Below are 21,887 nucleotides of genomic sequence, written 5' to 3'. Positions count from 1 at the left end.
AGGATTGTGATCCCCATGCCTTGACATGCATCGATCCCAACAAGAAGGCGCGAACGGGTGACGGTACCGTCATCTGCAGGATCCGGAAGCAATAGGCGCCGTTGCCGGAACTTCGGAACGTCTGAGGACCATATGACCGAAGTCTGGGCGTTCAGATGGCACGCCCAGACGCAGCGCATCGAACATGTGTCGAAACAGCAGCGGCGACGAAATACGTTTATTGCAGCCGTGGCCTCAGGTGCCGGGAATTGGCTCCCAGGCAGAATTGCCGGTCCTGGAGAATTGAGGAATATGAGCGAGGCCCTGAATGAGGTCGCAATCGGATCCCAGCGTCTCCTGCCAGTCTCGGGCCTCGGTCAGGATAACGCCAATGCCGACAACTTCGGCTCCCGCCTTGCGCACCAATTCCAGCGAACCCTTGAGGCTTGACCCCGAGGCGACCACGTCGTCGACGACAAGCACGCGCTTGCCCTTGAGAAGGGGAATCGCGGCGCGGTCCAGCAGCAGGCGCTGCTCGCCCTTGGAAGTGATCGAGGAGATGCGTTGTTCCAGCGCATTTGCCAAATGGATCTTCGGCGACTTCTGCAGGACCACATAGTTGTCGAGGCCGAGCGCCTGCGTCACTTCAATGGCGACGGGAATGCCGAGTGTCGCCGTACCGACCACGATGTCGGGCTTGAGCGACGCGAACTTGGCGGCAAGCTTGATGCCGACGTGCTCACCGAATTTCACGCCGAGATCGATGACCATCATGAGGGAAATGGCAAAATCCGGTTTGATAGCCACGATCGGCAACTCGACGGCATAGCCAGCAACATCGACCTTCCAGTTCTGCCCGGTTCTAGGGTCCGCGGTCTCAGGGGTCATGGGCCTTATCCTTCATACTGAGGCGCTGCTCGACCATCAGGCCGACTTCTCGCCAGGTTGTTCGCTTGTGTTTCAGATCATACCCGTAAAGGGTGAGGGAAAACGAGATGGCGTGCGCCATGCGGATCGCCTGGACGAGCAGCGGAATGCCGCGTGCCAGCGCAAAACGCAATTTTGTCGGCAGGCTGACATTGTCGATCTCCATGCCGCGAGAACGCTGGGCGTCCGCAATGCGCTCGAAATCATCGCGCAGCATCGGAATGACGCCGAAGGTCAGTGATAGGACGAGCGTGGCGATGGACGGCAGCCTCGCAGCGCTTGCCGCCGCCAATATTTCGCCCGGCGAGCTTGTCTCCATGACGAAATAGAAGGCGGCAGTCGTGGTCACCAGCCTGGCGGCCATCGCCGCCGCGACCGACAAGGCTTCCGGCGTCGAAAGACCCTGCAGCCAGAGATTTATCATCCAGCTCACCATGACCATGCCGGTCAGCAGCGCGGCGCCCTTGAGGTAGCCGCGGAGCCCGGGAACCCTCAAGCTCCATAGAAGGGCCAGGCAGATAAGCGCAAGGGGTACTCCGAACCGCCAGCCCGGGGCAAACCAGGCGGCCAGCATGATGATGAAGGCGATTCCCAGCTTGATGAAGAAATTGAGCTCATGAAGCCGCGTCATGCCATGCTCCACGCTGTCATATCGTAGGGTGCTTGCCATCCGAGAGAACCGAAGGTGCCGCTTTCCCAGCCGTCTTCGGGCGCCCCCATGAACGCGATCCTGCCATTGTCGAGGATCATCAGGCGGGTAGCCAGATCGTCGACCAATTCCAGATCGTGCGAGATCAGCATGACCGCCCGCCCCGAAGACTGCATCGACGAGATGAAACGTTCCAGCATTTGCCGGCCTTTGATGTCTCTGCTCAAAAGCGGCTCGTCGATGATGGCAACAAGCGCGCCGGTCGCATCGGCGCAAGCAAGCCCCAGCAATGCTTGCTGGCGGGCCGAAAGAGCAAACGGATTGGCTTCCGCCAGGTCGGAGAGTGCGTATCGCTCCAGCGCTGCCTTGGCGCGCGCAACGACGGCCGGGTCGCTCGACGATGCGCTCGACGCCGTAATGGCAGAGATCACCTCGCCGATTACGGTCATGTTGAACAGGATATGGCGCATGTTCTGGGGAATGTAGGCGATCTTGCGCGCCCTCGCCGCAACGGACCAGTCGTCAGCCTTTGTCCCGTCGAGAAGAATGGAACCCGAGGTGGTTTTCACCAGCCCGAGGATCGATTTGAACAGCGTCGTCTTGCCGGCACCATTGCGGCCGATGAGCGCCAGCACGTCCCCAGCCCGGATATCGAAACTGACGTCCTTCAATACCGGGTTGCCGCGCGATCGGGAAAGCTGGCTCGTCAGACCCGAAACGGTCAACAGCGGGCGACCCGGCTCAGCGGTCTGCCGCGCCGGCCGGGCGCGCATCGGTGGCAAAATGCCCGCGTCGATCCAGGCGGCGTCGTGCTTAAGCACCGTCTCCGGCGGCATGCTCGGAGAGACGCCGCCGCGACGCATCAGGGCAATGCTGTCTATTACGGAGCGGAGTGTCAAAGGGTCCTGCTCCGAGATCAGCAGTGTCGGGGTGCTGTCCAGCACTTTCAGCAGGATATTGGACAGCCGCACGCGCGCGGCGGGATCAAGCCCGGTCGTCGGTTCGTCCAGCACCAGAATCGATGGGCTCGAGACGATCGCCGCGGCGATGGTGACCATTCGCCGCTCACCCCCGGAAAGGGTGAGAACCCGACGGCCGCTCAGGGCCTGTAGCTCGAATTCGGCCATCAGTTCGGTCAGCCGGTCCCGAATCTCGTTGCGCTCGATGCCCTTGTTTTCCAGGGGAAAGGCGATGACGTCCTCGACGCAGATATCCCAAAGCTGGTCTTCGCTATTTTGCGACACGAAGCCAATCGTGCCGAACAGTTCCTTCTTTGTGAAGGAAAGCAGCGGGCGGCCAGCAAGCTCCACCTGCCCGGAGAATTCGGCAACTGGAATAAGGCGCGGAATGAGGCCGGCGGCAACGCCGAGCAATGTCGACTTGCCGCTGCCCGCTTCACCACAGACGAGAAGCCGCTGCCCCTCGTCAAGCATGAGATTGGTTTCGGCAAGCACCGGCGCAGCGCCGCCGAAACCGATCGTCAGATTAGCGATATTGAGCACTTGTTGATCCAGATCGGGTTCAGAAGCGCTTGAAACCGGATGGATGCGCACTCTTCAGAATTTTCATGGCCGGGATGATCAGAAGTGGCGTGCCGACAACCATCGGGACGATGTCGGACAGGCCGAGATAGCCAAAACCCCACCAGAACGGGAAAATGCCGAGATAGGCAAGGCTCGCAGACACCGCTGCCACCATAACGAGCCCGACGATAAGGCAGACCACGGCAATCTTGATCAGCCCACTGCGATCGAAGGTCGTCTTGGCAGGATCGAAAAGCAGCCCTGGCACGAGGCCGGTCAGACCGACCATGATGCCGTCAACAAGAAGCGAATGCGCAGGTATGAAGGTGCCGGCCAGCAGCGACCAGACGATGGTGCCGAGATAGCCGCAAATGAAGCCGCTGCGCCAGCCGAGCAGAATGCCGATCACTGATGGCAGAAAGGCGAAAATGCGCCATTGAATGACGCCAGGCACGAGCTGGATTGGATTGGCATAAGCCCAAAGCACGCCAGTCGCGGCAGCCGCCACGATCGAGAGTACGATAGGAAAGAGTGTATTGCCGTCGGTTTGTGAAACGGTCGCTGGTTGCATGATCTTGGTCCCTTTAAAAAGTAATTTCCAGAAATTCTCGGAAAACCCATTGGACGGCCCTCCGCGATCATTCAGGCGCAGTTTCGCGTTCTCTTATTGACGCATCCGATTACTCCGATCCCGGACTTCATCCAATTACGAACGGAGACCGGGGCACCACACCCTACAGACCCTCGGGATCCCCCATAGACTACCTTCAGCCCCTTAAAACTCACAGGGACAATGGAGAAAAGGCCAGCGTAACGCGCGGATTGGAATTGCAGTAGGAATGCAATGCCCGCGCACGGAAGTTCTCTCCAACATTCAAACCACGTATAGGAAATTCAAATCACGAAAACCACCCATGATTGCATATAGAACTTGATCTAGCACACGCAGTATCGGCAGGCCAATCCAATCATGCGCGTCGCGACCAACGAGTGCGGCAAAGATAGCTCAGCAAATCATCGGCACCCTGCCTATATTCGCGCGACGTCTTTCTCGGCCATGGAACGTTTCCGCCGGGTCCGCGCGATAGGCTTGCTGACCGAAGTGCGATCTTCCGTCCAAGCATCCTTTTCGGTCGCGGCATCCGGCGTCGCCACTCCATCGATAACATCAAACTGCGGAATGTGGCCCAGACTGGTCACCAGCTTGGCGTCCTCTCCGAGTAGCGTCCGCCAAGAATGACCTTCGGTCAGAATGGCGCCCGCACCAATTATGTTTGCGCCGGCACGACGCACGAGCCTGATCGCCGCCGCCATGCTGGAACCGGTGGCGATGACATCGTCGACAACCAGAACGCGTCTGCCCTGAAGCAGCTTTATCGAACGGCGATCCAGCAGAAGACGCTGTGGCATTGCGGTCGTGATGGAGCGAACATCCTCGACCAAGGCGTCGGCAAGGTGAAATTTGGGTGATTTCTGCAAGATTACATATCGATCGATGCCAAGGCGCCGCGAGACCTCGATGGCGACAGGGACGCCCAAGGTCGCGCTGCCGACGACGATGTCGGGCCGCAACGGCGCAAAATGATGGGCCAGGGCCTCGCCGACGAGATCTCCGAACCGGATACCCATGTCGATGACCATCAGCAATGCGATTGCTCGACGATCGCTCAGCTGGACGATCGGCAAGTTGAAATTCTCGCCGGCAACCTGCACCTGATGGGTTTGCGGGGTCTCCAGATACATGCTGCGGCCTTCTTGGCACATTGATTGCATTCAAATTATTGTCTTAATAGACACTAGATCACACAATTTTTACAACCAACAAAATTCGTCCGGTGTGTTTCCTTTTCTTCAACGAGGTATACTTCCGAATGAGCAGACTCCTGTTTTCTCGCTTCGCACATTACCTCGACGAGATCGCCAACCATGGCTCGATCAGAAAAGCTGCCGAAAAGCTGAATGTGTCGGCTTCGGCGATCAACAAGCAGCTCATCAGCGCCGAGGAGGAATTCGGTGTTGCCCTGTTCGAGCGCCTGCCGCGCGGCATGCGACTGACATCGGCGGGCGAATTGCTCGTCAATGGCTACAGGGAATGGAATAAGGACCTTTCCCGCATCAAATCCGAGATCGAGGAACTGAAGGGACTGCGCCGCGGCGAGGTGAGAATCGCGGCTTCCCAAGAAACCGTGCCCGATTTCCTGCCGGCGGTGATTGGGCGATTCACCAAGGACCATCCTCGTATCCGCAATGCGATCGCAGTGGAGGATTCCGATCGCGTGCGACAGCTGGTCAGGGATGGGGACGCAGATTTCGGACTGACCTTCAGCCCCCTGCCCCTGCCGGGGGTCATTGTTACACGCTCCGCCGATTTTCATCTCATCGCCATGCTGCCCGCAGATCCCGGCGCAGAGCAGCCAGACAGCATCTCCATCGGCGAATTCTTCAAGAAGCCGACGATCGTTCCCGACACCAGCAGTCATCTACGGGATGTCGTTGATATTGCCGCGGCGCGTATCGACATCCGCTTTCAGCCTGTCCTGACGACCAACGACTTGTCGCTCATGCGATCCATGGTCCGTGAGGGCTGCGGTTTCGGGGTGACCGCGATCGCTTCCGGCATGCCCCTCCCGCATGAGGACGGATTGCACTATTCTCGCTTAGCCGACAGCGGCTTGCCGCCAATGATCCTTTCCTTGATCGTTGACCCCAGACGCAGCCTCTCGATGACATCCATTATTGCCCGCAGATATTTCGAGGAATATCTCGATGAGATCGCAGTTCGAGCCGGAAAGGCATCCGCGCATTCATTGGAATAGTCGCTCCCTTGTCTAGACAGGATGATCCTTGCTCGGCGGCGCTATCCATCACGGTGCTATCTCGTCTCCGTCGGCCCATTATCAATCAAAGGTGGCAGGCATCGCATTTTTTTACTCCAGCTTGAGATGTCAACGCTCATGTCATTTTCGTGAGCGGCAGGCCGGAGCGCTGGCGCGTAACGTTATTCATGCATCGCGGAAGTATTCGGGGGCCGCTAAAGCAAATGTGGCTCAATATATTCGGGTCAAAGGCGTCGGGGACATGTCGCCGTTGAAGAAAAGGCAACACACCGAACGAATTTTGATGCTTGCAAAAGTTGCACAAGCTCGCGCCTATAGGGCCAATATCTTCTGCTGCTAATTCTCGAGGTGGCAAGGGAATGGCGAATGATTATAGCCCATATGAATCCCAGAGGAGAGCACGACCGCAGCTTCGCCTCGTTCGTGCGCAAGAGCCGCACTTCGTCGAACGGCAAACGGAAGAAATTCCCATGCCAGAAGCCAAGTCATATCTTTTAAGCACGGTCGACGGAACGATCCGGACGGTGATGCTTCCCGCTGGCAACCGGATCGAGCACATCCGCAAGTTGGTCGGCTCCAGTGGGATCGATATCGTCCGCATCGCGGACTCACATCTTCTCTATGCCGATAATAACGGCCTTATCGACGGACTTTCCAGCATAGCGGATTTGAAAGATCACCCCTCGCCGCTGGCAGGCAATCTTTTGATCGTCGGCAAGGATGAAAGCGGCAAGACCACAAGCGTCAGTGCCAGCATCGACGAGGTCGCTTCCTGGTTCACGATCATTCGTCCGGTTTTCCTGCCCGTTTTCGAAACCGTGCGCGAATCTCAAATTCTCAGCACGCGCGTCATCCGTCTGGATGTTCGCATTGAACGTTCGATCCCGAACGTCATCGAATAGGCGTGAGAAGATTTGGCATCGCAGCGCAAAATTAGAAAATATCTATTATATTTTTTTCCATGATACCCCGCTGACGGGATGTGAAGAGCATCGCTCGTAAACCTGTTTTCCGATAGCCGCATAACATAATCAGCGCTGCCCATCCGGCAGATAAAGAGCCTCATTCAGGATCAGACAACGCCGCGCGATCAGCCCAATTCCACGAAGCAAGCTTGTCAGCTCTGGTTTCGAGTGCCATTGGTCTGGAAACGATAAGTGACGACAACAAGCAGCTTTCACATGAAACTTGATGCAATCGATCTGCGGATACTGGACGCCATTCAGCGCGATGGCCGCATCACCAAGCTCGCGCTGGCCGATAAGGTGGGATTGTCGCCGACACCATGCTGGCTCCGCCTTCGAAAGCTGGAAAAGGCTGGAATTATCACCGGTTACCATGCACATCTGGCACTGCGGCGTCTTGCTCCGATCGCCAGCGTCATGGTCGAGGTCACGCTCGCCAATCATCGCCAGGCGGATTTCGAGCGCTTCGAACGAACGGTCGCGGCGACGCCGGAGATCGTGGCCTGCTGGGCCGTCGGCGGCGGCGTCGATTACATCCTGAAGATCATGGCGGCAGATATCGATGCCTATCAGCGTCTGATCGACGACCTTCTTAATCGCGACCTCGGCATCGAACGCTATTTCACATACATCGTGACCAAGACCGTGAAGGAGGAAACAGTGCTTCCCGTCGCCGACCTGCTTTCCCCGGATGCGCCTGGCGACGAATAGAGAGATTCTCTACAGACACCATTCACTTTAGGTCCTTTCTCTCTTCTAACCGCCAGCAATGGACAATCTCTCGCGGCGTTCCATGGCAGCATTGGGTATCTGGAACGAGAGACCCGACCATGACCGCGCTCCACGCTCGCGCCACCTATCATGAAGCCCTTTCAAGGCTGAACGACCGCCATCTGCTGCGAGATCTTTCCTATATTGCCGGTCGTTGGGTCGCCGGCAAAGCCAATCAAAGCTTCGAGGTCACGGACCCTGCATCGTCCGCGACGCTTGCCTGGGTTGCCAGTCTCGACAGGCAGGAGACCATCGGCGCCATCGATACTGCCGCGCGTGCCTTTGCCGCCTGGCGTTCGCTTCTGCCGCAGCAGCGATCAGCGATTCTGCGCAAGTGGTATGAACTCATGCTGGAGGCACGCGAGGATCTGGCGCTCATCATGACGCTGGAACAAGGCAAGCCGCTCGCCGAATCCCGCGGCGAGATCGATTACGCCGCAGGCTTCATCGAATGGTATGCCGAGGAGTCAAAGCGCATCAATGCTGAGAGCGTGACCAGCCATCTGCCAAATGCCGAAATGATCGTGCGCCGGGAAGCGCTTGGCGTCGTCGGCATCGTCACGCCCTGGAACTTTCCTTCCGCCATGATCACGCGCAAGGCCGCTGCAGCGCTTGCGGCCGGCTGCACCGTCGTCGCTCATCCGTCGTCCGAAACTCCGCTATCGGCACTGGCCCTTGCCGAACTCGGCGAACGTGCCGGGCTTCCGGCCGGCGTGTTCAATGTCGTGACCGGCGATGCCGCAACCATCGTCGGCGCCTTCTGCGACGACCCCCGGGTCAGGGCATTGAGCTTCACCGGCTCGACCGGCATCGGCAAGATGATCGCCGGTCAGTGTGCCAGGACAATGAAGCGTCTTGTGATGGAGCTTGGCGGCCATGCGCCCTTGATCGTCTTCGACGATGCGGATCTCGACCGCGCCGTCGATATAGCCATCAATGCCAAATTCGCGACCTCCGGTCAGGACTGCCTCGCCACCAACCGTATCTTCGTCCAGCGCCCGATCATGGACGCTTTCGTTACGGCGTTCGCCAAGCGCATCGAAGCTCTTAAGGTCGGGAACGGATTGGATGGCACCTCCGACATCGGGCCGCTCATGCATGAACGTGCCGTTGCAAAGGTCGAGGAACAGGTCAGGGACGCCTTGCAGCATGGCGCAAGGCTCGTCACCGGCGGGCAGCGCCATGCGGCCGGCTCCCTCTTCTTCCAGCCGACCCTGCTCGTCGAGCCCGCGCCGGACGCGTTGATCATGCACGAGGAAACCTTCGGACCGGTCGCAGCCGTCAGCGTCTTCGACAGCGAGGACGAGGTGGTGGCCCGGGCCAACGACACCGAGTATGGCCTCGTCGCCTATGTCGTGACGGCCAACGGCGCGCGGCAGATGCGGCTCGGCCGATCGCTTGAATACGGCATGGTGGCCATCAACCGCGTGAAGATCACGGGGGGCCCGATCCCCTTCGGTGGCTGGAAGCAATCCGGTCTCGGCCGAGAAGGCTCCCGTCACGGCATCGAGGCCTTCACCGAGCTCAAATATCTCTGCGTCGACACGACAGCCTGACGCCGCGAATAAAAAAGAAGGAACGAGAATATGCTGGACAAGCGCAACGAACTGAACGCCTGGGACAGAGACCATTTCTTCCATCCCTCGACCCACATGGGAATGCATGCGCGCGGCGAAACTCCGACGCGCGTCATCGCCGGCGCCGAAGGCGTTTACATCACGGATACCGCCGGCAAGAAGAGCCTCGACGCCTTTGCCGGCCTTTACTGCGTCAATGTCGGCTATGGCAGGGAGAAAATCGCAAATGCGATCGCCGAGCAGGCAAAGAACCTTGCCTACTACCACGCCTATGTCGGCCACGGCACGGAAGCTTCCATCACGCTTTCGAAGATGATTATCGACCGCGCGCCGGAAGGCATGAGCCGCGTCTATTTCGGGCTTTCCGGGTCCGATGCCAACGAGACCAACATCAAGCTCATCTGGTACTACAACAATATTCTCGGCCGACCGGAAAAGAAGAAGATCATTTCGCGCTGGCGCGGCTATCATGGCTCGGGCGTCATGACCGGCAGCCTCACCGGTCTAGAACTGTTCCACAAGGCCTTTGACCTGCCACGTGCGCCGATCCTCCACACCGAGGCGCCCTATTTCTTCCGCCGCGCCGACCGCGCGATGGACGAGGAACAATTCGCGCAGCATTGCGCCGACAGACTGGAGGAGATGATCCTCGCTGAAGGTCCGGAGACGGTCGCAGCCTTTATCGGCGAGCCGATCCTCGGCACCGGCGGCATCGTTCCGCCACCGAAGACCTACTGGCAGAAAATCCAGGCCGTCCTCGACAAATATGACGTGCTGCTCGTCGCCGACGAGGTCGTCACCGGCTTCGGCCGTCTCGGCACGATGTTCGGCTCCGATCATTACGGTATGAAGCCGGATCTGATCACCATCGCCAAGGGCCTGACTTCCGCCTATGCGCCGCTTTCGGGCAGCATCATCTCCGACAAGATGTGGCAGGTTCTCGTGCAAGGATCCGACCAGCTCGGCGCCATCGGTCATGGCTGGACCTATTCGGCGCATCCGATCTGCGCGGCTGCTGGTATCGCCAATCTCGAGCTGGTCGATGAACTCGGCATCGTCGAAAATGCAGGCTCTACCGGCGCCTATTTCCGCTCCGAACTTGCCAAGGCCGTCGGCGGCCACAGGTATGTCGGCGAGGTTCGTGGCGACGGGCTGATGGCGGCCATCGAATTCGTCGAGGACAAGGATGATCGCAAGTTCTTCGATCCCGCGCAGAAGATCGGTCCCCAGGTGGCGTCGGCACTGCTCGAGCGCGGTGTCATCGGCCGCGCCATGCCGCAGGGAGACATCCTCGGCTTTGCACCGCCGCTGTGCCTGACGCGCGAGGAAGCCGATACCGTCGTCAAGGCGGCGGCCGGCGCCATCGAAAGCGTATTTTCGAACCGCTGATCGGCTCCTGACGAGGCGACCCTGCACATCCTACGCCAATGGCGCGGCCTGTTGTTGACAATAGGCCGCGCCATTGCATTCGGTCGTCGCCATCCGGTGCCGAATGGTGTACATGGACTCCTGTAATTGTACCGGATCAATCCATGTATCGTCATGATTCAAAAAGCCAGGACAATGGCGCCTGGAAGCCCGTCCTTCAGCATCGCAAGGGCGTGACCAAGCACAAGCTGCTCACCGACAAGATCATCTCCGACATCGACGACGGTATTCTGCCCGTCCACACGCAGATGCCGACGCATCGCGATCTTGCCCATGCACTGGGAATTTCCGTTCAAACCGTGAGTTTGAGCTACAAGGAGGCGGAGCGCCGTGGCTACCTGCGCGGCGAGGTTGGACGTGGCACCTTCGTGCGCAGCCGCGTCACCGAACGCGCCGACAGCTTCATGCTCGATCGCGATCCGAGCGGCAGCGCCGATCTCTCCATCATCCGAGCTGTCTATACCGAGGCGCATGAGCGATCGGCCCGTGAACTGATGCAGGCGCTTGCCGAAAGCGACAATAGCAGCTTCATGCGGCCCTGCCGGCCGATCGCCGGCCTCGATGCCCATCGCGCCGCGGCGCAGGTCTGGCTCGCCGGCTTGTCGGTGAAGACCGATCCAGACCGGATCCTGATCACGAATGGCGCGGCGCACGGGCTTTTCCTTGCCGTCGCTTCGGTCGTTCGTCCCGACGAAGTGGTCCTGACCGAGAGCCTGACCGATCACGGCATCATCGGTCTTGCCAATGTTCTCGGCTTTACGCTGCGTGGTCTTCCGACCGATCGCGAGGGTATCCTGCCCGAGGCCTTCGAGGCGGCCTGTGCCATCGGCGACGTAACGGCGCTTGTCATCGTTTCCTCGCTTGGCAATCCCACCAGCCATGTCATGGGGGCCGAGCGTCGGCGCGCAATCGCCGATATCGCCCGCCGGCATGGTGTCTTCGTCATCGAGGATGAGGTTTACAAGCCGATGCTGCGCGATCCTCTCCCTTCGATGGCGGACCTCATACCCGAGCTCGGCTTCTTCGTGACCAGCTTCACGAAATCCGTGATGACTGGATTGCGCATCGGCTATCTCGTCGTGCCGGCGCATTATTCGATCCGCGCCGCTTCGATCCTGCGCGTCACCGGATGGAGCGCCACCAACGTCGTCGCCGAAATGGCGTCGCGCTGGGTGTTGGATGGGACGGCGCAAGCCCTGCTTGCCGTCCAGCGAAGCGAGGCGGAGGCCCGGCAGGCGATCGTCTCCGATGTGCTGGCGCCATTCGTCGCCGGCAGCCATTCGCTGTCGCTTTGTGCCTGGCTTTCTGTTCCGGAACGTTGGACCGAGGAAGGCCTCGTGCGGGCGCTTGCCCGCAAAGGCGTGGCGGTCACGCCATCCGATCCGTTCGTCGCCGGTGGAGAGCGGCCGGTCGGCGGCATCCGCATCTGTCTCGGCGGCCGCCTCTCCCATTCCGCCCTCCGCTCGGCGCTCGAAACCGTTCGCGGCACGTTCGAACAGCTGCCGCCCGTCTTCGATGTGGGATCGATCGTTTAGCCTCGCCGCAGCTCAATCCCATCAAAGAATGGAGCGCAGAAACTCCTTGGTGCGGTCTTCCTTCGGCGCGCTGAAGATATCTTCCGGCTTGCCTTGCTCGCAGATACGGCCCTTGTCGAAAAAGCAGACGCGATCGGAGACTTCGCGGGCAAAGCGCATCTCATGGGTAACGAGCAGCATGGTCAGATCGTGTTCATGGGCGAGATCGCGGATGACGCCGAGCACCTCGCCGACGAGCTGCGGATCGAGCGCCGATGTCGGCTCGTCGAACAACAACACCCTTGGACGCATGGCGAGCGCGCGGGCGATCGCGACGCGCTGCTGCTGACCGCCGGAAAGCTGACTTGGATAATGATCCTTCTTCTCCGAAAGTCCGACCATGCGCAAAAGCTCGACCGCGCGGCACTCGGCCTCCGCCCGGCCAAGCCCGAGCACGCGTGTCGGCGCTTCGACGACGTTGCGCAGCACAGTCATGTGCGGAAACAGGTTGAAGCTCTGGAACACCATGCCGACATGGGTACGGATCTGGCGCAGATGCGCCTCGCTGGCAAGGAAACGACCACGGCCGTTATCCTGATGATAGGACATACCGGCCAGATGCAGGGTGCCTTCCTGGAAAGGTTCGAGCGTCATTAGGATGCGCAGGACCGTCGATTTTCCAGAACCGGAAGGACCGATCAACGTCACCTTCTCGCCGGGCGTGACGTCGAAGCAAAAATTGTCGAGAACGGTCAGGTGGCCGTAGCGCTTGGTCACATCTTGAAAGCGGATCAGTGGTTGCGTCATTTGAGAGCAATTCCGTTTTTCGGCAACGCCTTTTCGAGCCAATGAATGGCCGCCGAGCAGACGAGCGTGAGGATGAGAAAGATCAGGCCGACGAGCGAAAGCGGCACCAGATACTCGAACGTCCGATCCCCGATAAGATTGGCGAGGTTGAGCATATCAACCACCGTGACGACGGACAGGACCGGTGTCTCCTTCAACATGGACACGAGATAGTTGCCCATGGCCGGAATGATGCGGGGAATGGCCTGTGGGATTATGATATCCCAATAGGTGCGGCCGCGGCTGAGATTGAGCGCCGTCGCAGCTTCCCATTGTCCGAGCGACACGGCATCCAGGCCGCCGCGATAGACCTCCGACGTATAGGCCGAATACTGCAGACCGAGCGCCAACGCACCGGTCAGGAAGGCCGGCAGGACGATGCCGTAGATCGGCAGGACGTAATAGAGGAAGAAGAGCTGGACGAGCAGCGGCGTATCGCGCAGGAACTCGATGACGAAAGCCGTCGGCCAGGAGATCACCGCGAAGCGGCTGCGCCGCAGCAAGGCGAAGACAAGGCCGAGAACAAGCGCGATCGCAAAGCCGGCGGCCGCCGCCTCCAGCGTGACGATCAGGCCGATGCCAAGGATCGGCAGGATCGACAATGCGAAAGACAGCGTCGTCGACGTATCCCAGGTGAAGCCATACATCATGCCGGCGCCCTCCCCGGGAAGGCGACGCCACGACGAAGAATCGTCTCCAGCCAGCGCATGAAGGCAACCAGAATGAGCGCCATGATGAAATATCCGATGAGCGTCAGCGAGTAGATCGTCACGCTGTCGAGCGTGATGTTGCGCAATTGCTGCGCCTGGAAGGTGAGATCGCTGATCGAGATCAGCGACACCAATGCGGTGTCCTTCAGATTCTGGACGGCGAGATTACCGAAGGACGGCATCATTTCAACCACGGCCTGCGGCAGGACGATATGGAAGAGTGTCTGGCCGTGCCCGAAATTCAAGGCGCGCGCCGCCTCATGCTGCGTGTCGGGAACCGCCTGCAACGCGCCGCGCACCACCTCCGCGCCATAGGCGCCGATGTTGAGCGCCAGGCCGGCGATGCCCGTGGTGATGGGATCGAAGGAGATCCCGATCAGCGGCAGCGCGTAATAGAGCCAGAAAAGCTGCACCAGAAGCGACGTACCGCGAAAGATCTCGATATAGACGATCGCGATTGCGGAGAGCAGCCGCCCTCCGGCAAAGCGCGCAAGGCCGGCCGCAAAGGCGAGGATCGCGCCCAGGAACATCGAGGCGACGGCGATGAGCGCCGTCACCTCCGCGCCCTTCAGCAATGCCGGCAGATAGTGGGTCCAGCTCATGTCCGGGTCACCTCCGTTCCAGAATGGGAGGGGCCGAACAACCTGGCGATCGTCCGCAGACGGCCGCTAGGTCGTTCTCGATTATCGATAGGCTCATTTGCCCGCGCACAGGTCATCGGTGCTCTTCGTGCGCGCGGCCTCGACGCTTTCGGCGCTGAGACCATAGGACATCAGGATTTTCTTGTAGTCGTCGGTCTTCTTGAAAGCTTCGAGAGCGGTATTGAAGGCCTTGTAGAGTTCCTTGTCCTCGGGCCGGAAATCGAAGCCGCCATAGCTTCTGACGGATTTTCCGTTGATGACCGGATCGGTGAAGGGCTCGGCATGCTCGACATTCGTGCTGCCCTGAACGAGTTTGGCGACGGTCAGTTCGGTTGCCGCATAGGCGTCGGCGCGGCCGGTCTGGATCGTGGATAGCGCATCCGCATTCGCCTGGATCATGACGATCTGGGACTCCGGAATGCCGAGACCATGGAAGAAATCGAGCTGATCGGCACCCGATACGATCGCGACCTTGAGCGACGGATCCTTCTTGATATCCTCATAGGAATGCAGCTTCTTCGGATTGCCCTTCGGCACCAATAACCCCTCGCCGTAGCTCGAATTCGGCGTGGTGAACTGCACCTGCTTGCAGCGCTCCGGCAGGATGTTCTGCTCGGCGGCGACAAAATCGAAGCGCTTGGCCTTCAGGCCGGGGATCAGCGACCCGAACGGCGTCACGGTCCAGTCGACTTCCTTAACGCCCATCGACTTCAGCACGGCGGCGGCAACATCGGGACCAATGCCCTTGGCGGCACCGCTCTCGTCCATATAGCTATAGGGAACCTCGTTGGCGCTGGCGCCGCGGATGTAGCCATCCTTCTTGATCTGCTCGAGGCTGGCGGCATGGGCTGAAACGGCGAGGCCAAGGGTCAGGCCCGTGGCGATGAGGCTGCGGTAAAAATTCGATCTCATGGTTCACTCCTCTGTGGTTGGATTCCGCTATCGGCCGTCCGGTTTTCCGGTTCTTTGCCGTCGCGGGTTGGTGATCCGCGCCGCGCTGTCGCGGCGCGGCAATTCAGGGGCCTCCCGTCAAGGTCGCGACGACGGCCAGGCAATCCCCGGTCTTGATGAGGCCGGGGAAATGACGTGCGGCGAGAACACCGTCCAGCGCGGCCCGATAGTCAAAGGGCTCCGATCCGGTGCGTCCAATCGGATGGATACGGGCGATGATTTCTCCTCGCGAAACCTTCTCACCCAGGTCCTTGAGCGGTTCGAATAGGCCGTCGCCATCGGAAAAGATGAAGCAGTCCGACGACGGCATATCGAGCCATTGCGTCGCTTCGATCTCCGGAGCGCCTGCAAGGATTCCGGCGTGCTTCAGCACATTCAATACGCCGCGCTTGGCAATGGAAGCCGTGCGCGCCGATATGGTTCCACCGCCCGAAAGCTCCGTGGTCACAAAGACCTTGCCCATTTCCTCGGCCGTTGTGTCGTACATGCCGACAGCATCGATCTCGATCATGCGCATGGAATAGGGCGCGGAGAACGCGGCAACGCTGGCGAAGCAGGCCTTTTCCTGCCCTTTGTCCGGCAACTCATGCGCTGCGGCGTACGGCAGGAAATCAAGCGTACGGCCGCCCGAATGAAAGTCGAGCACGATATCGGCCAACGGCAGCAGGTAGCGGGTAAAATAGTCCGCGATCTTCTCGGTCACGCTGCCGTCGGGCCGACCAGGGAAACTTCGATTGAGATTGCCCTTGTCGATCGGCGAGGTACGGGTGGCCGCCCGGAACGCAGGGTAATTCATCGCCGGAACGATGATGATCCTTCCCCTGACCTCCTCCGGCTTCAGAGTCCGGGCGAGATCGAACAGGGCAACGGGCCCCTCATATTCATCGCCATGATTGGCGCCAGTTAAAAGCGCCGTCGGCCCTTCGCCATTCCTGATGACGCAGATGGGGATCATGATCGAACCCCAGGCGGAATCGTCGCGCGACCAGGGAAGGCGCAGATGCCCGTGCTGGATGCCGTCGCGATCGAAATCGACTGACGGCGTGATCGGCGATGGACGTTTGGATATGCTCATGCTGTTCATCTCAGGCGATCACTTCACGACAAGCCGTCGGGGAACGTTGGACAGGCACTCGACGCCGCTCTCGGTGATGACGATGCTTTCGGTGATTTCCATGCCCATGTCTTCCAACCAGAGGCCGGTCATGAAATGGAACGTCATGCCTGGTTTGAGCTCGGTGCGATCGCCGGGGCGCAGGCTCATGGTGCGCTCGCCCCAATCCGGCGGATAGGAAAGGCCGATCGGATAGCCGGTGCGGTTGTCCTTGACGATCCCGTATTTCTTCAGGACCGCGAAGAAGGCGTTGGCGATATCCTCGCAGACGTTGCCTGGCTTGGCGGCGGCAAGGCCGGCCTCCATGCCCTCGAGCGTCGCCTTCTCCGCGTCGAGAAACGCCTGCGTCGGCTTGCCGAGGAAGACGGTGCGCGACAGCGGGCAATGATAGCGGCGATAGCAGCCGGCGATCTCGAAGAAGGTGCCCTCGCCGCTCTTCATCGGCTTGTCGTCCCAGGTCAGATGCGGGGCGGAGGCATCGGCGCCCGACGGCAGCAAGGGAACGATGGCAGCGTAATCGCCGCCGAAGCCGTCAACGCCGCGAATGCCGGCATCATAGATTTCAGCGACGAGATCGGATTTGCGAATGCCCGGCTCGACTTTCTCGACGATCCGCTGGTGCATAGCCTCGACGATGCGACCTGCCTTGCGCATATAGTCGAGCTCGGTCTTGCTCTTGACGGCGCGCTGCCAGTTCACAAGCCCTTGGGCGTCCTTGAAACGGGCGTTCGGCAGATGCTTGACGAGCGAGGCATAGGCAGCGGCGGTAAACCAGTAATTGTCCATCTCGACGGCGATCGAGGCGTTGGCCCAGCCGCGTTCCTCGATGATCTTCGAGAGCAGATCCATCGGATGGCGCTCATTGGATTGCACGTAGTGATCGGGATAGCCGATGATGTTGTCGTGGGCCAGATAGGCGGTGCGCTTGGCGCCATTGGCATCCTGGCCGCGGCCATACCAGATCGGCTCGCCGGAGCCTGGCACCAGCACGCATTGATGCACGTAGAAGGACCAGCCGTCATAGCCGGTGAGCCAGTGCATGTTGGAGGGATCCGTGACTATGACGAGATCGACACCGGCTTTTTCCATCGCGCGGCGCGTCTTTTCGAGCCGCTCGGCATATTCGGCGCGGGTGAAATTGAGGGTTGGTTCGCTCACGCTTGGTCTCCTGATGCTTTCGTCGTTTCGATCGCTTGGCCCGCGCCGGCCGAGACGGCGCGGCGATGGGCAAGCGTGGCAATGGCGGTATCCTGGACGCCGGTCCCGGTCAGATCGCAAAGGGTGATCGCCTCGGGCGACCGGCGGCCCGCCGCTTTGCCGGCGATAATGGCGCCGAGTTCGGGGAAATCGGCGCTTTCGCTCACAAGTCCTGCTACGATCGCATGATGAAGCTCGCCCAGGCGCCGCGTCTGTTTCAGGCTATCGGCGACGTAAGGCGTGGCTTTCAAAATCAGGCGCGGATCGATCTCGTTCTTGTGTTCGGCGTCGGAACCCATGGCGGTGACATGCTGGCCCGGCTGCAGCCAGGTGGCATCGAGGATCGGCGTATCCGACGGCGTGGTGGTGACGATAATATCGGCGTCACGGCAGGCTTGTTTGGCATCCGCTTCCGCCACGACGGGAAAGCCGAGTTCGGCCGTCAGGTCGGTCGCGAGTTTGTCGGCCTTTGCTAGATCGCGCGCCCAAATCCATGCAGCCTCGATTGGTCGGACGAGCGCAAGCGCGCGCAATTGCAGACGGGCTTGCATGCCGGCGCCAAAAATCGCTGCGATCCGGCTATCTGGGCGCGACAGGTGTCGCGCGGCAACGGCCCCTGCGGCGGCCGTGCGCACATCCGTCAGATAGCCATTATCGAGCAGGAGCGCCTCGACCAGGCCGGTGCGTGCCGACAGGAGCATCATCAGCCCGTTGGTGCTTGGCAGTCCAAGTGATGGATTGTCGAAGAAGCCGGGGCTGACTTTGATCGCGAAACTGGCGAGATCGGGAACATAGGCCGTCTTCACGTCGACCTCGCCGCGATGGGCGGGGATGTCGAGCCGCATGATCGGTGGCATTTCCACGGCCTTCGTCGCCAGCGCCGCGAATGCCTGCTCGACGCAATCGACAGCATCGCTATCAAGCTGAACGACCTTGCGAAGGTCTGTTTCCGTCAGGATCAGCACGCGTGTCATGGCGCCACTCCCTCATCGAGCCCGCTCACGATAGCCCGATGGGTCGCCGGATCGATATTGCCTCCGGAAACGACGACAACCGTCGGACCATTGGATTTGATCTTGCCGGCAAGCAGGGCCGCTATCCCGACCGCGCCCGCCCCTTCGACCGTCAATCCCTCGATCAAGGCCGCATGGCGAATGCCGGCGGCGATCTCCTCCTCGCTGAGCAGGATGACATCATCGAGAAGCGTCCGGCACATTCGGAAGGTCAGGCGGTTATCGAGCCCAATGCCGCCGCCCAGTGAATCCGCCAGGGTCTCTACCTCCTGCACATCCGTTGGACGACCGGCCGCAAGGCTTGTCGCCATCGCCGCGCCGCGCTCCATCGAAACGCCGACCACCTTGGCGGCCGGCAGACGGCTCTTGATCGCGGCGGCGACGCCCGAGGCCAGCCCTCCGCCCGAGACTGGTACAAGGACAAGCGCGGTCTCAGGCAAGTCATCGGCGACCTCGAGTCCGAGCGTGCCTTGGCCTGCAATGACATCGTCTTCATCAAACGGGGGAATGAAATACATGCCCTCTTCACGGACGAGGCGCTCGACCTCCGACATCGCATCATCCTGCGAGTGTCCGACGATACGGATGTCCGCGCCAAGATTTCGGATAGCTTCGACCTTGTTGGTCGGAACAAGCGCGGACAGGCAGATGGTCGCACGGGCGCCCATCGCCTTGGCGGCGTGGGCAACCGCCCTGCCGTGATTGCCGGTCGATGCCGTCACCAGCCCGCGCGAACGTTCCTTCTCGTCCAAACATAGAAGCGCGTTCGTGGCGCCGCGAAGTTTGAAACTGCCCGTATGCTGATGGTTTTCCAGCTTGAGATGAACTGGAATACCCGTCCGCTGAGACAGAGCTTGCGAGAGCCGCAACGGCGTGCGCAGCACCTTTGGGGCAATGCGCCGCCGCGCCGCTTCTATATCCTCCAGCGTCACCATCATTGTCATGGCGCGCACCGATGCCTTGCCAATGATGCAACCGGCGTCATCACGAATTTCATCTCTTTCTCGGGCTGAATGTTCATGACATCAGCGTGAAAGAGACAATAGATCATGTCAATCTGTATATTGTTTCATTACAATTATAAGTGCTTCTTCCAAGACCGACAGCCAATTGAGGTCATGTCGGCATGACACGCGCTTGGCGGCTCGCCAAGCGCGTGGGAATTCGGATTCGTGCTGGTGCTGGCAGCGGTTGCCGCACGCTACGTTCAAAAAGACTTCAGGATTTCAGTGCATGCCTGACCCTCAGGATCGCGAGGGCGACCGCTCCGATCACCACGGGAATGGAGATCAGCATGTAGATCGGATTGATATGAAGACCGGCATGATCCGCCGTCTCGATCGCGACCTTGATAAGGCTCAAAAGGTAGTAGCTGATGGCGATGATCGAGAGACCCTCGACCGCCCGCTGAATTTTGACCTGGGTTTCGGCGCGCTCGGCCATGGCCTGGATCTGAACGGCGTTCTGGACCTCGATCTCCACCTGGATGCGGGTCTGAAGCAGGTCGATCAGATGCATGGTCGCATGCGACAATTGCTCCAGGCGCAATGCGGTCGCTTCACAGCTCCTGACCGCCGGTTTGAAGCGGCGGGCCACGAAAACCCCGAAACGCTGAAAACCTGGAACGTGGGTCTCGCGCAGCTCGGCGATGCGTTCCTCGACGATCTTGGCGTAGGCTGCCGTTGCGCCGAAGCGATTGCGCGTCTGTGCCGCCGCGGAGATCACCTCCGCGGAAAGCTGAGAAATCTCATCGAGCAGCCGCTTATGGTCTTCGGCGGAGGTCGATACGTGGCGATTGGTCAATTCGACAAGCTTCCGGTCGTAGCCGCCAAGAACCGGGCCAAGCCGCCGCGCCTCCGGAAAGCCCAAAAGCGCCATGACGCGGTAGGTCTCGATTTCATAGACCCTGCGCACCATGCGGCCGAGCCGATAGGCGTTGAGGTCATGATTGAAAAGGATCGTGCGGCTGGTACCATTGTCTCCGACGCGAAAATCAGAGCAGACGAGCGCGGCTCCGCCGCCAATCGTGGACGCTGCCGTATCGCCGAATTGAAGCGCCGAAAGGAGAGGGCCAAGTTCGCTGGGCGCCGATCCGCAAATGAGAATTTCCAATCGGCAAATGAACGAGCAGTCGGTCAGGCCGGCGAGCCGCGCCGCCTCATCGATCGACAGGGAACCCGCGGGCCAGGTCGACGGATCGGCCTCAAGAGGTGTCACTCGGGTGACGGTCACGAACTCGGTATGAAACTCGACCTGTGTTCGAGGGCGCTCGATTGCGTCCTCGGCAACGACGACACGGTGGCTGAGGTCGGAGATCGAGGGTGATGTGCCCGACAGAGCTATATGCTCGACCAGCGCCGGACCCGAAAAATAGATCGATGGCCGCGCATGAAGTTCCGAATTGAAATCGACTGCCACCGCTTTCGCCCCCCTAAGCACATCCCTACTCTCATCGTATGCCGGCCATTGCTGCGATCGGCAATGCTTCGCTGCCTGCGACAGAGTGTCCCGAGGTTTTGAAGCCAACCCTGCTCGCCGGAATTCTGACATAGGGTAGGCTCGACGCAACCAGCATCGATCGTATGACTTGCGAAGCAAGGCTTTCGGTAGAAAATGGCGGCGCCCGCGCGACGGAGCCGCGGAACCACGCAGGCGACGGTTCGTCCTGGAACTGTTGAAGGGGAGACTTGCATGACAAATGCCGCAAGCCTGGGATTGCCAGGCCTCCTGGGTCAAGACCATACGGGCATTACCGTTCCTGATCTTGACGAGGCACTCGAATTCTTCGTCCGAATCCTTGGTTGCAGGCATGCCTATACATTCGGCCCGATCGGTGACGAAGACGGCGATTTCATGCGCCAGGCGCTGGGCACTCATCCACGCGCCCGCATCAGGCGCGCGGCGCTTATCCGCGTCGGCTACGGCTCCAGCCTGGAACTCTTCGAATATGAGGCACCGGACCAGCGCCGCCTTGAACAAAGGAACAGCGACATTGGCGCCTTCCATGTCGGGCTTTATGTCGAAGACATTCAGGCGGCCAAGGCCTACCTGGATACACAAGGCATCCCGACCCGCCTCGGACCGCTCCTCATCAGCGAGGGACCGAATGCCGGACAGAGCATCCTCTATTTCCAATCACCCTGGGGCTTGCAATTGGAGCTCATCAGCTATCCGGAGGGCATGGCCTACGAAAAGACGGCCGAAACCATCCTTTGGTCGCCGAAATCTCCGGAAAAATGACTATT

At 60.1% G+C, this 21,887-nt stretch carries 21 protein-coding genes; 7 read left to right on the top strand and 14 right to left on the bottom strand.

Annotated elements, in window-relative coordinates; genetic code table 11:
* Nucleotides 1-234: 234 nt before the first annotated feature.
* The 5 genes from AC13QY_RS07735 to AC13QY_RS07715 all read right to left on the bottom strand — a co-directional run bounded on the left by AC13QY_RS07735 (nt 235) and on the right by AC13QY_RS07715 (nt 4,821).
* Nucleotides 235-867: a phosphoribosyltransferase family protein gene (locus tag AC13QY_RS07735; RefSeq protein WP_488493146.1), complete on the bottom strand. Its 633-nt coding sequence runs from the start codon at nt 865-867 to the stop codon at nt 235-237.
* Complete coding sequence (locus tag AC13QY_RS07730) at nt 857-1,537, bottom strand: energy-coupling factor transporter transmembrane component T (protein WP_113331105.1); 681 nt, start codon at nt 1,535-1,537, stop codon at nt 857-859. The genes AC13QY_RS07735 and AC13QY_RS07730 overlap by 11 nt, the downstream gene beginning before the upstream one ends.
* Complete coding sequence (locus AC13QY_RS07725; protein WP_488493145.1) at nt 1,534-3,057, bottom strand: ABC transporter ATP-binding protein; 1,524 nt, start codon at nt 3,055-3,057, stop codon at nt 1,534-1,536. The genes AC13QY_RS07730 and AC13QY_RS07725 overlap by 4 nt, the downstream gene beginning before the upstream one ends.
* A gap of 19 nt (nt 3,058-3,076) precedes the next feature.
* A complete protein-coding gene (locus AC13QY_RS07720) occupies nt 3,077-3,649 on the bottom strand; it encodes an aminotriazole resistance protein (RefSeq protein ID WP_113353226.1) in 573 nt (190 codons plus the stop codon).
* Between the two features lie 458 nt (nt 3,650-4,107).
* A complete protein-coding gene (locus AC13QY_RS07715; RefSeq protein WP_488493144.1) occupies nt 4,108-4,821 on the bottom strand; it encodes a phosphoribosyltransferase family protein in 714 nt (237 codons plus the stop codon).
* A gap of 128 nt (nt 4,822-4,949) precedes the next feature.
* Between AC13QY_RS07715 and AC13QY_RS07710 the strand changes: the two genes are divergently transcribed.
* The 6 genes from AC13QY_RS07710 (at nt 4,950) to ehuR (ending at nt 12,191) form a co-directional block, all read left to right on the top strand.
* Nucleotides 4,950-5,894 carry a LysR family transcriptional regulator gene (locus AC13QY_RS07710; RefSeq protein WP_488493143.1) on the top strand — a complete coding sequence of 315 codons (945 nt, stop codon included), beginning with the start codon at nt 4,950-4,952 and terminating at the stop codon, nt 5,892-5,894.
* 308 nt (nt 5,895-6,202) lie between these two features.
* Nucleotides 6,203-6,817: a DUF3846 domain-containing protein gene (locus AC13QY_RS07705; protein WP_488493142.1), complete on the top strand. Its 615-nt coding sequence runs from the start codon at nt 6,203-6,205 to the stop codon at nt 6,815-6,817.
* A 279-nt stretch (nt 6,818-7,096) separates the two neighbouring features.
* Complete coding sequence (locus tag AC13QY_RS07700) at nt 7,097-7,591, top strand: Lrp/AsnC family transcriptional regulator (protein ID WP_488493141.1); 495 nt, start codon at nt 7,097-7,099, stop codon at nt 7,589-7,591.
* Nucleotides 7,592-7,710: 119 nt separating this feature from the next.
* The gene (locus AC13QY_RS07695; RefSeq protein ID WP_488493140.1) at nt 7,711-9,207 is read left to right on the top strand and encodes an NAD-dependent succinate-semialdehyde dehydrogenase; all 1,497 of its coding nucleotides are present in this window, start codon (nt 7,711-7,713) and stop codon (nt 9,205-9,207) included.
* Between the two features lie 30 nt (nt 9,208-9,237).
* A complete protein-coding gene (locus AC13QY_RS07690) occupies nt 9,238-10,617 on the top strand; it encodes an aminotransferase (protein ID WP_488493139.1) in 1,380 nt (459 codons plus the stop codon).
* 143 nt (nt 10,618-10,760) lie between these two features.
* Nucleotides 10,761-12,191 (top strand): MocR-like ectoine utilization transcription factor EhuR, encoded by a 1,431-nt coding sequence (gene ehuR / locus AC13QY_RS07685; protein ID WP_488493138.1) that lies wholly within the window; start codon nt 10,761-10,763, stop codon nt 12,189-12,191.
* Nucleotides 12,192-12,212: 21 nt separating this feature from the next.
* Here the strand turns inward: ehuR and ehuA are convergent, their stop codons facing one another.
* From ehuA to AC13QY_RS07640, 9 genes are all read right to left on the bottom strand, one after another.
* Nucleotides 12,213-12,977, bottom strand: coding sequence for an ectoine/hydroxyectoine ABC transporter ATP-binding protein EhuA (gene ehuA, locus AC13QY_RS07680; protein ID WP_113331112.1), 765 nt, complete (start codon nt 12,975-12,977; stop codon nt 12,213-12,215).
* Nucleotides 12,974-13,666, bottom strand: coding sequence for an ectoine/hydroxyectoine ABC transporter permease subunit EhuD (gene ehuD, locus AC13QY_RS07675; protein ID WP_113353234.1), 693 nt, complete (start codon nt 13,664-13,666; stop codon nt 12,974-12,976). The genes ehuA and ehuD overlap by 4 nt, the downstream gene beginning before the upstream one ends.
* Complete coding sequence (gene ehuC, locus AC13QY_RS07670) at nt 13,663-14,328, bottom strand: ectoine/hydroxyectoine ABC transporter permease subunit EhuC (RefSeq protein ID WP_488493137.1); 666 nt, start codon at nt 14,326-14,328, stop codon at nt 13,663-13,665. Before ehuC ends, ehuD begins: the two co-directional genes overlap by 4 nt.
* A 93-nt stretch (nt 14,329-14,421) precedes the next feature.
* Nucleotides 14,422-15,279, bottom strand: coding sequence for an ectoine/hydroxyectoine ABC transporter substrate-binding protein EhuB (gene ehuB, locus AC13QY_RS07665; RefSeq protein WP_488493136.1), 858 nt, complete (start codon nt 15,277-15,279; stop codon nt 14,422-14,424).
* 103 nt (nt 15,280-15,382) lie between these two features.
* Nucleotides 15,383-16,402 (bottom strand): N(2)-acetyl-L-2,4-diaminobutanoate deacetylase DoeB, encoded by a 1,020-nt coding sequence (gene doeB, locus AC13QY_RS07660; protein ID WP_488493135.1) that lies wholly within the window; start codon nt 16,400-16,402, stop codon nt 15,383-15,385.
* A 9-nt stretch (nt 16,403-16,411) separates the two neighbouring features.
* The gene (gene doeA, locus AC13QY_RS07655) at nt 16,412-17,590 is read right to left on the bottom strand and encodes an ectoine hydrolase DoeA (protein ID WP_113353238.1); all 1,179 of its coding nucleotides are present in this window, start codon (nt 17,588-17,590) and stop codon (nt 16,412-16,414) included.
* Entirely contained in the window at nt 17,587-18,603 is a 1,017-nt protein-coding gene (eutC, locus tag AC13QY_RS07650; RefSeq protein ID WP_488493134.1) for an ectoine utilization protein EutC, read from the bottom strand. Before eutC ends, doeA begins: the two co-directional genes overlap by 4 nt.
* Nucleotides 18,600-19,586, bottom strand: a complete 987-nt coding sequence (eutB, locus tag AC13QY_RS07645) for a hydroxyectoine utilization dehydratase EutB (protein ID WP_488493133.1) — start codon at nt 19,584-19,586, stop codon at nt 18,600-18,602. The genes eutC and eutB overlap by 4 nt, the downstream gene beginning before the upstream one ends.
* A gap of 274 nt (nt 19,587-19,860) precedes the next feature.
* Nucleotides 19,861-21,060 carry a DUF3422 domain-containing protein gene (locus tag AC13QY_RS07640; protein ID WP_488493132.1) on the bottom strand — a complete coding sequence of 400 codons (1,200 nt, stop codon included), beginning with the start codon at nt 21,058-21,060 and terminating at the stop codon, nt 19,861-19,863.
* A 273-nt stretch (nt 21,061-21,333) separates the two neighbouring features.
* Here AC13QY_RS07640 and AC13QY_RS07635 point away from each other — a divergent pair, with 273 nt between their 5' ends.
* Nucleotides 21,334-21,882, top strand: coding sequence for a VOC family protein (locus AC13QY_RS07635; protein WP_488493131.1), 549 nt, complete (start codon nt 21,334-21,336; stop codon nt 21,880-21,882).
* Nucleotides 21,883-21,887: the final 5 nt, after the last annotated feature.

The organism is Martinezella sp. CNPSo 3795, from assembly GCF_057784475.1.
Note: the sequence above shows the minus strand (reverse complement) of the source record. Positions and strands in the feature narration are given on the sequence as shown.

Excerpts from the sequence above, each read along its gene's own strand:
- AC13QY_RS07735 (WP_488493146.1), bottom strand. The coding sequence starts at position 867 with ATGACCCCTGAGACCGCGGACCCTAGAACCGGGCAGAACTGGAAGGTC.
- AC13QY_RS07730 (WP_113331105.1), bottom strand. The coding sequence starts at position 1,537 with ATGACGCGGCTTCATGAGCTCAATTTCTTCATCAAGCTGGGAATCGCC.
- AC13QY_RS07720 (WP_113353226.1), bottom strand. The coding sequence starts at position 3,649 with ATGCAACCAGCGACCGTTTCACAAACCGACGGCAATACACTCTTTCCT.
- AC13QY_RS07715 (WP_488493144.1), bottom strand. The coding sequence starts at position 4,821 with ATGTATCTGGAGACCCCGCAAACCCATCAGGTGCAGGTTGCCGGCGAG.
- AC13QY_RS07710 (WP_488493143.1), top strand. The coding sequence starts at position 4,950 with ATGAGCAGACTCCTGTTTTCTCGCTTCGCACATTACCTCGACGAGATC.
- AC13QY_RS07700 (WP_488493141.1), top strand. The coding sequence starts at position 7,097 with ATGAAACTTGATGCAATCGATCTGCGGATACTGGACGCCATTCAGCGC.
- AC13QY_RS07695 (WP_488493140.1), top strand. The coding sequence starts at position 7,711 with ATGACCGCGCTCCACGCTCGCGCCACCTATCATGAAGCCCTTTCAAGG.
- AC13QY_RS07690 (WP_488493139.1), top strand. The coding sequence starts at position 9,238 with ATGCTGGACAAGCGCAACGAACTGAACGCCTGGGACAGAGACCATTTC.
- ehuR (WP_488493138.1), top strand. The coding sequence starts at position 10,761 with ATGTATCGTCATGATTCAAAAAGCCAGGACAATGGCGCCTGGAAGCCC.
- ehuA (WP_113331112.1), bottom strand. The coding sequence starts at position 12,977 with ATGACGCAACCACTGATCCGCTTTCAAGATGTGACCAAGCGCTACGGC.
- ehuD (WP_113353234.1), bottom strand. The coding sequence starts at position 13,666 with ATGATGTATGGCTTCACCTGGGATACGTCGACGACGCTGTCTTTCGCA.
- ehuC (WP_488493137.1), bottom strand. The coding sequence starts at position 14,328 with ATGAGCTGGACCCACTATCTGCCGGCATTGCTGAAGGGCGCGGAGGTG.
- ehuB (WP_488493136.1), bottom strand. The coding sequence starts at position 15,279 with ATGAGATCGAATTTTTACCGCAGCCTCATCGCCACGGGCCTGACCCTT.
- doeB (WP_488493135.1), bottom strand. The coding sequence starts at position 16,402 with ATGAACAGCATGAGCATATCCAAACGTCCATCGCCGATCACGCCGTCA.
- eutC (WP_488493134.1), bottom strand. The coding sequence starts at position 18,603 with ATGACACGCGTGCTGATCCTGACGGAAACAGACCTTCGCAAGGTCGTT.
- eutB (WP_488493133.1), bottom strand. The coding sequence starts at position 19,586 with ATGACAATGATGGTGACGCTGGAGGATATAGAAGCGGCGCGGCGGCGC.
- AC13QY_RS07635 (WP_488493131.1), top strand. The coding sequence starts at position 21,334 with ATGACAAATGCCGCAAGCCTGGGATTGCCAGGCCTCCTGGGTCAAGAC.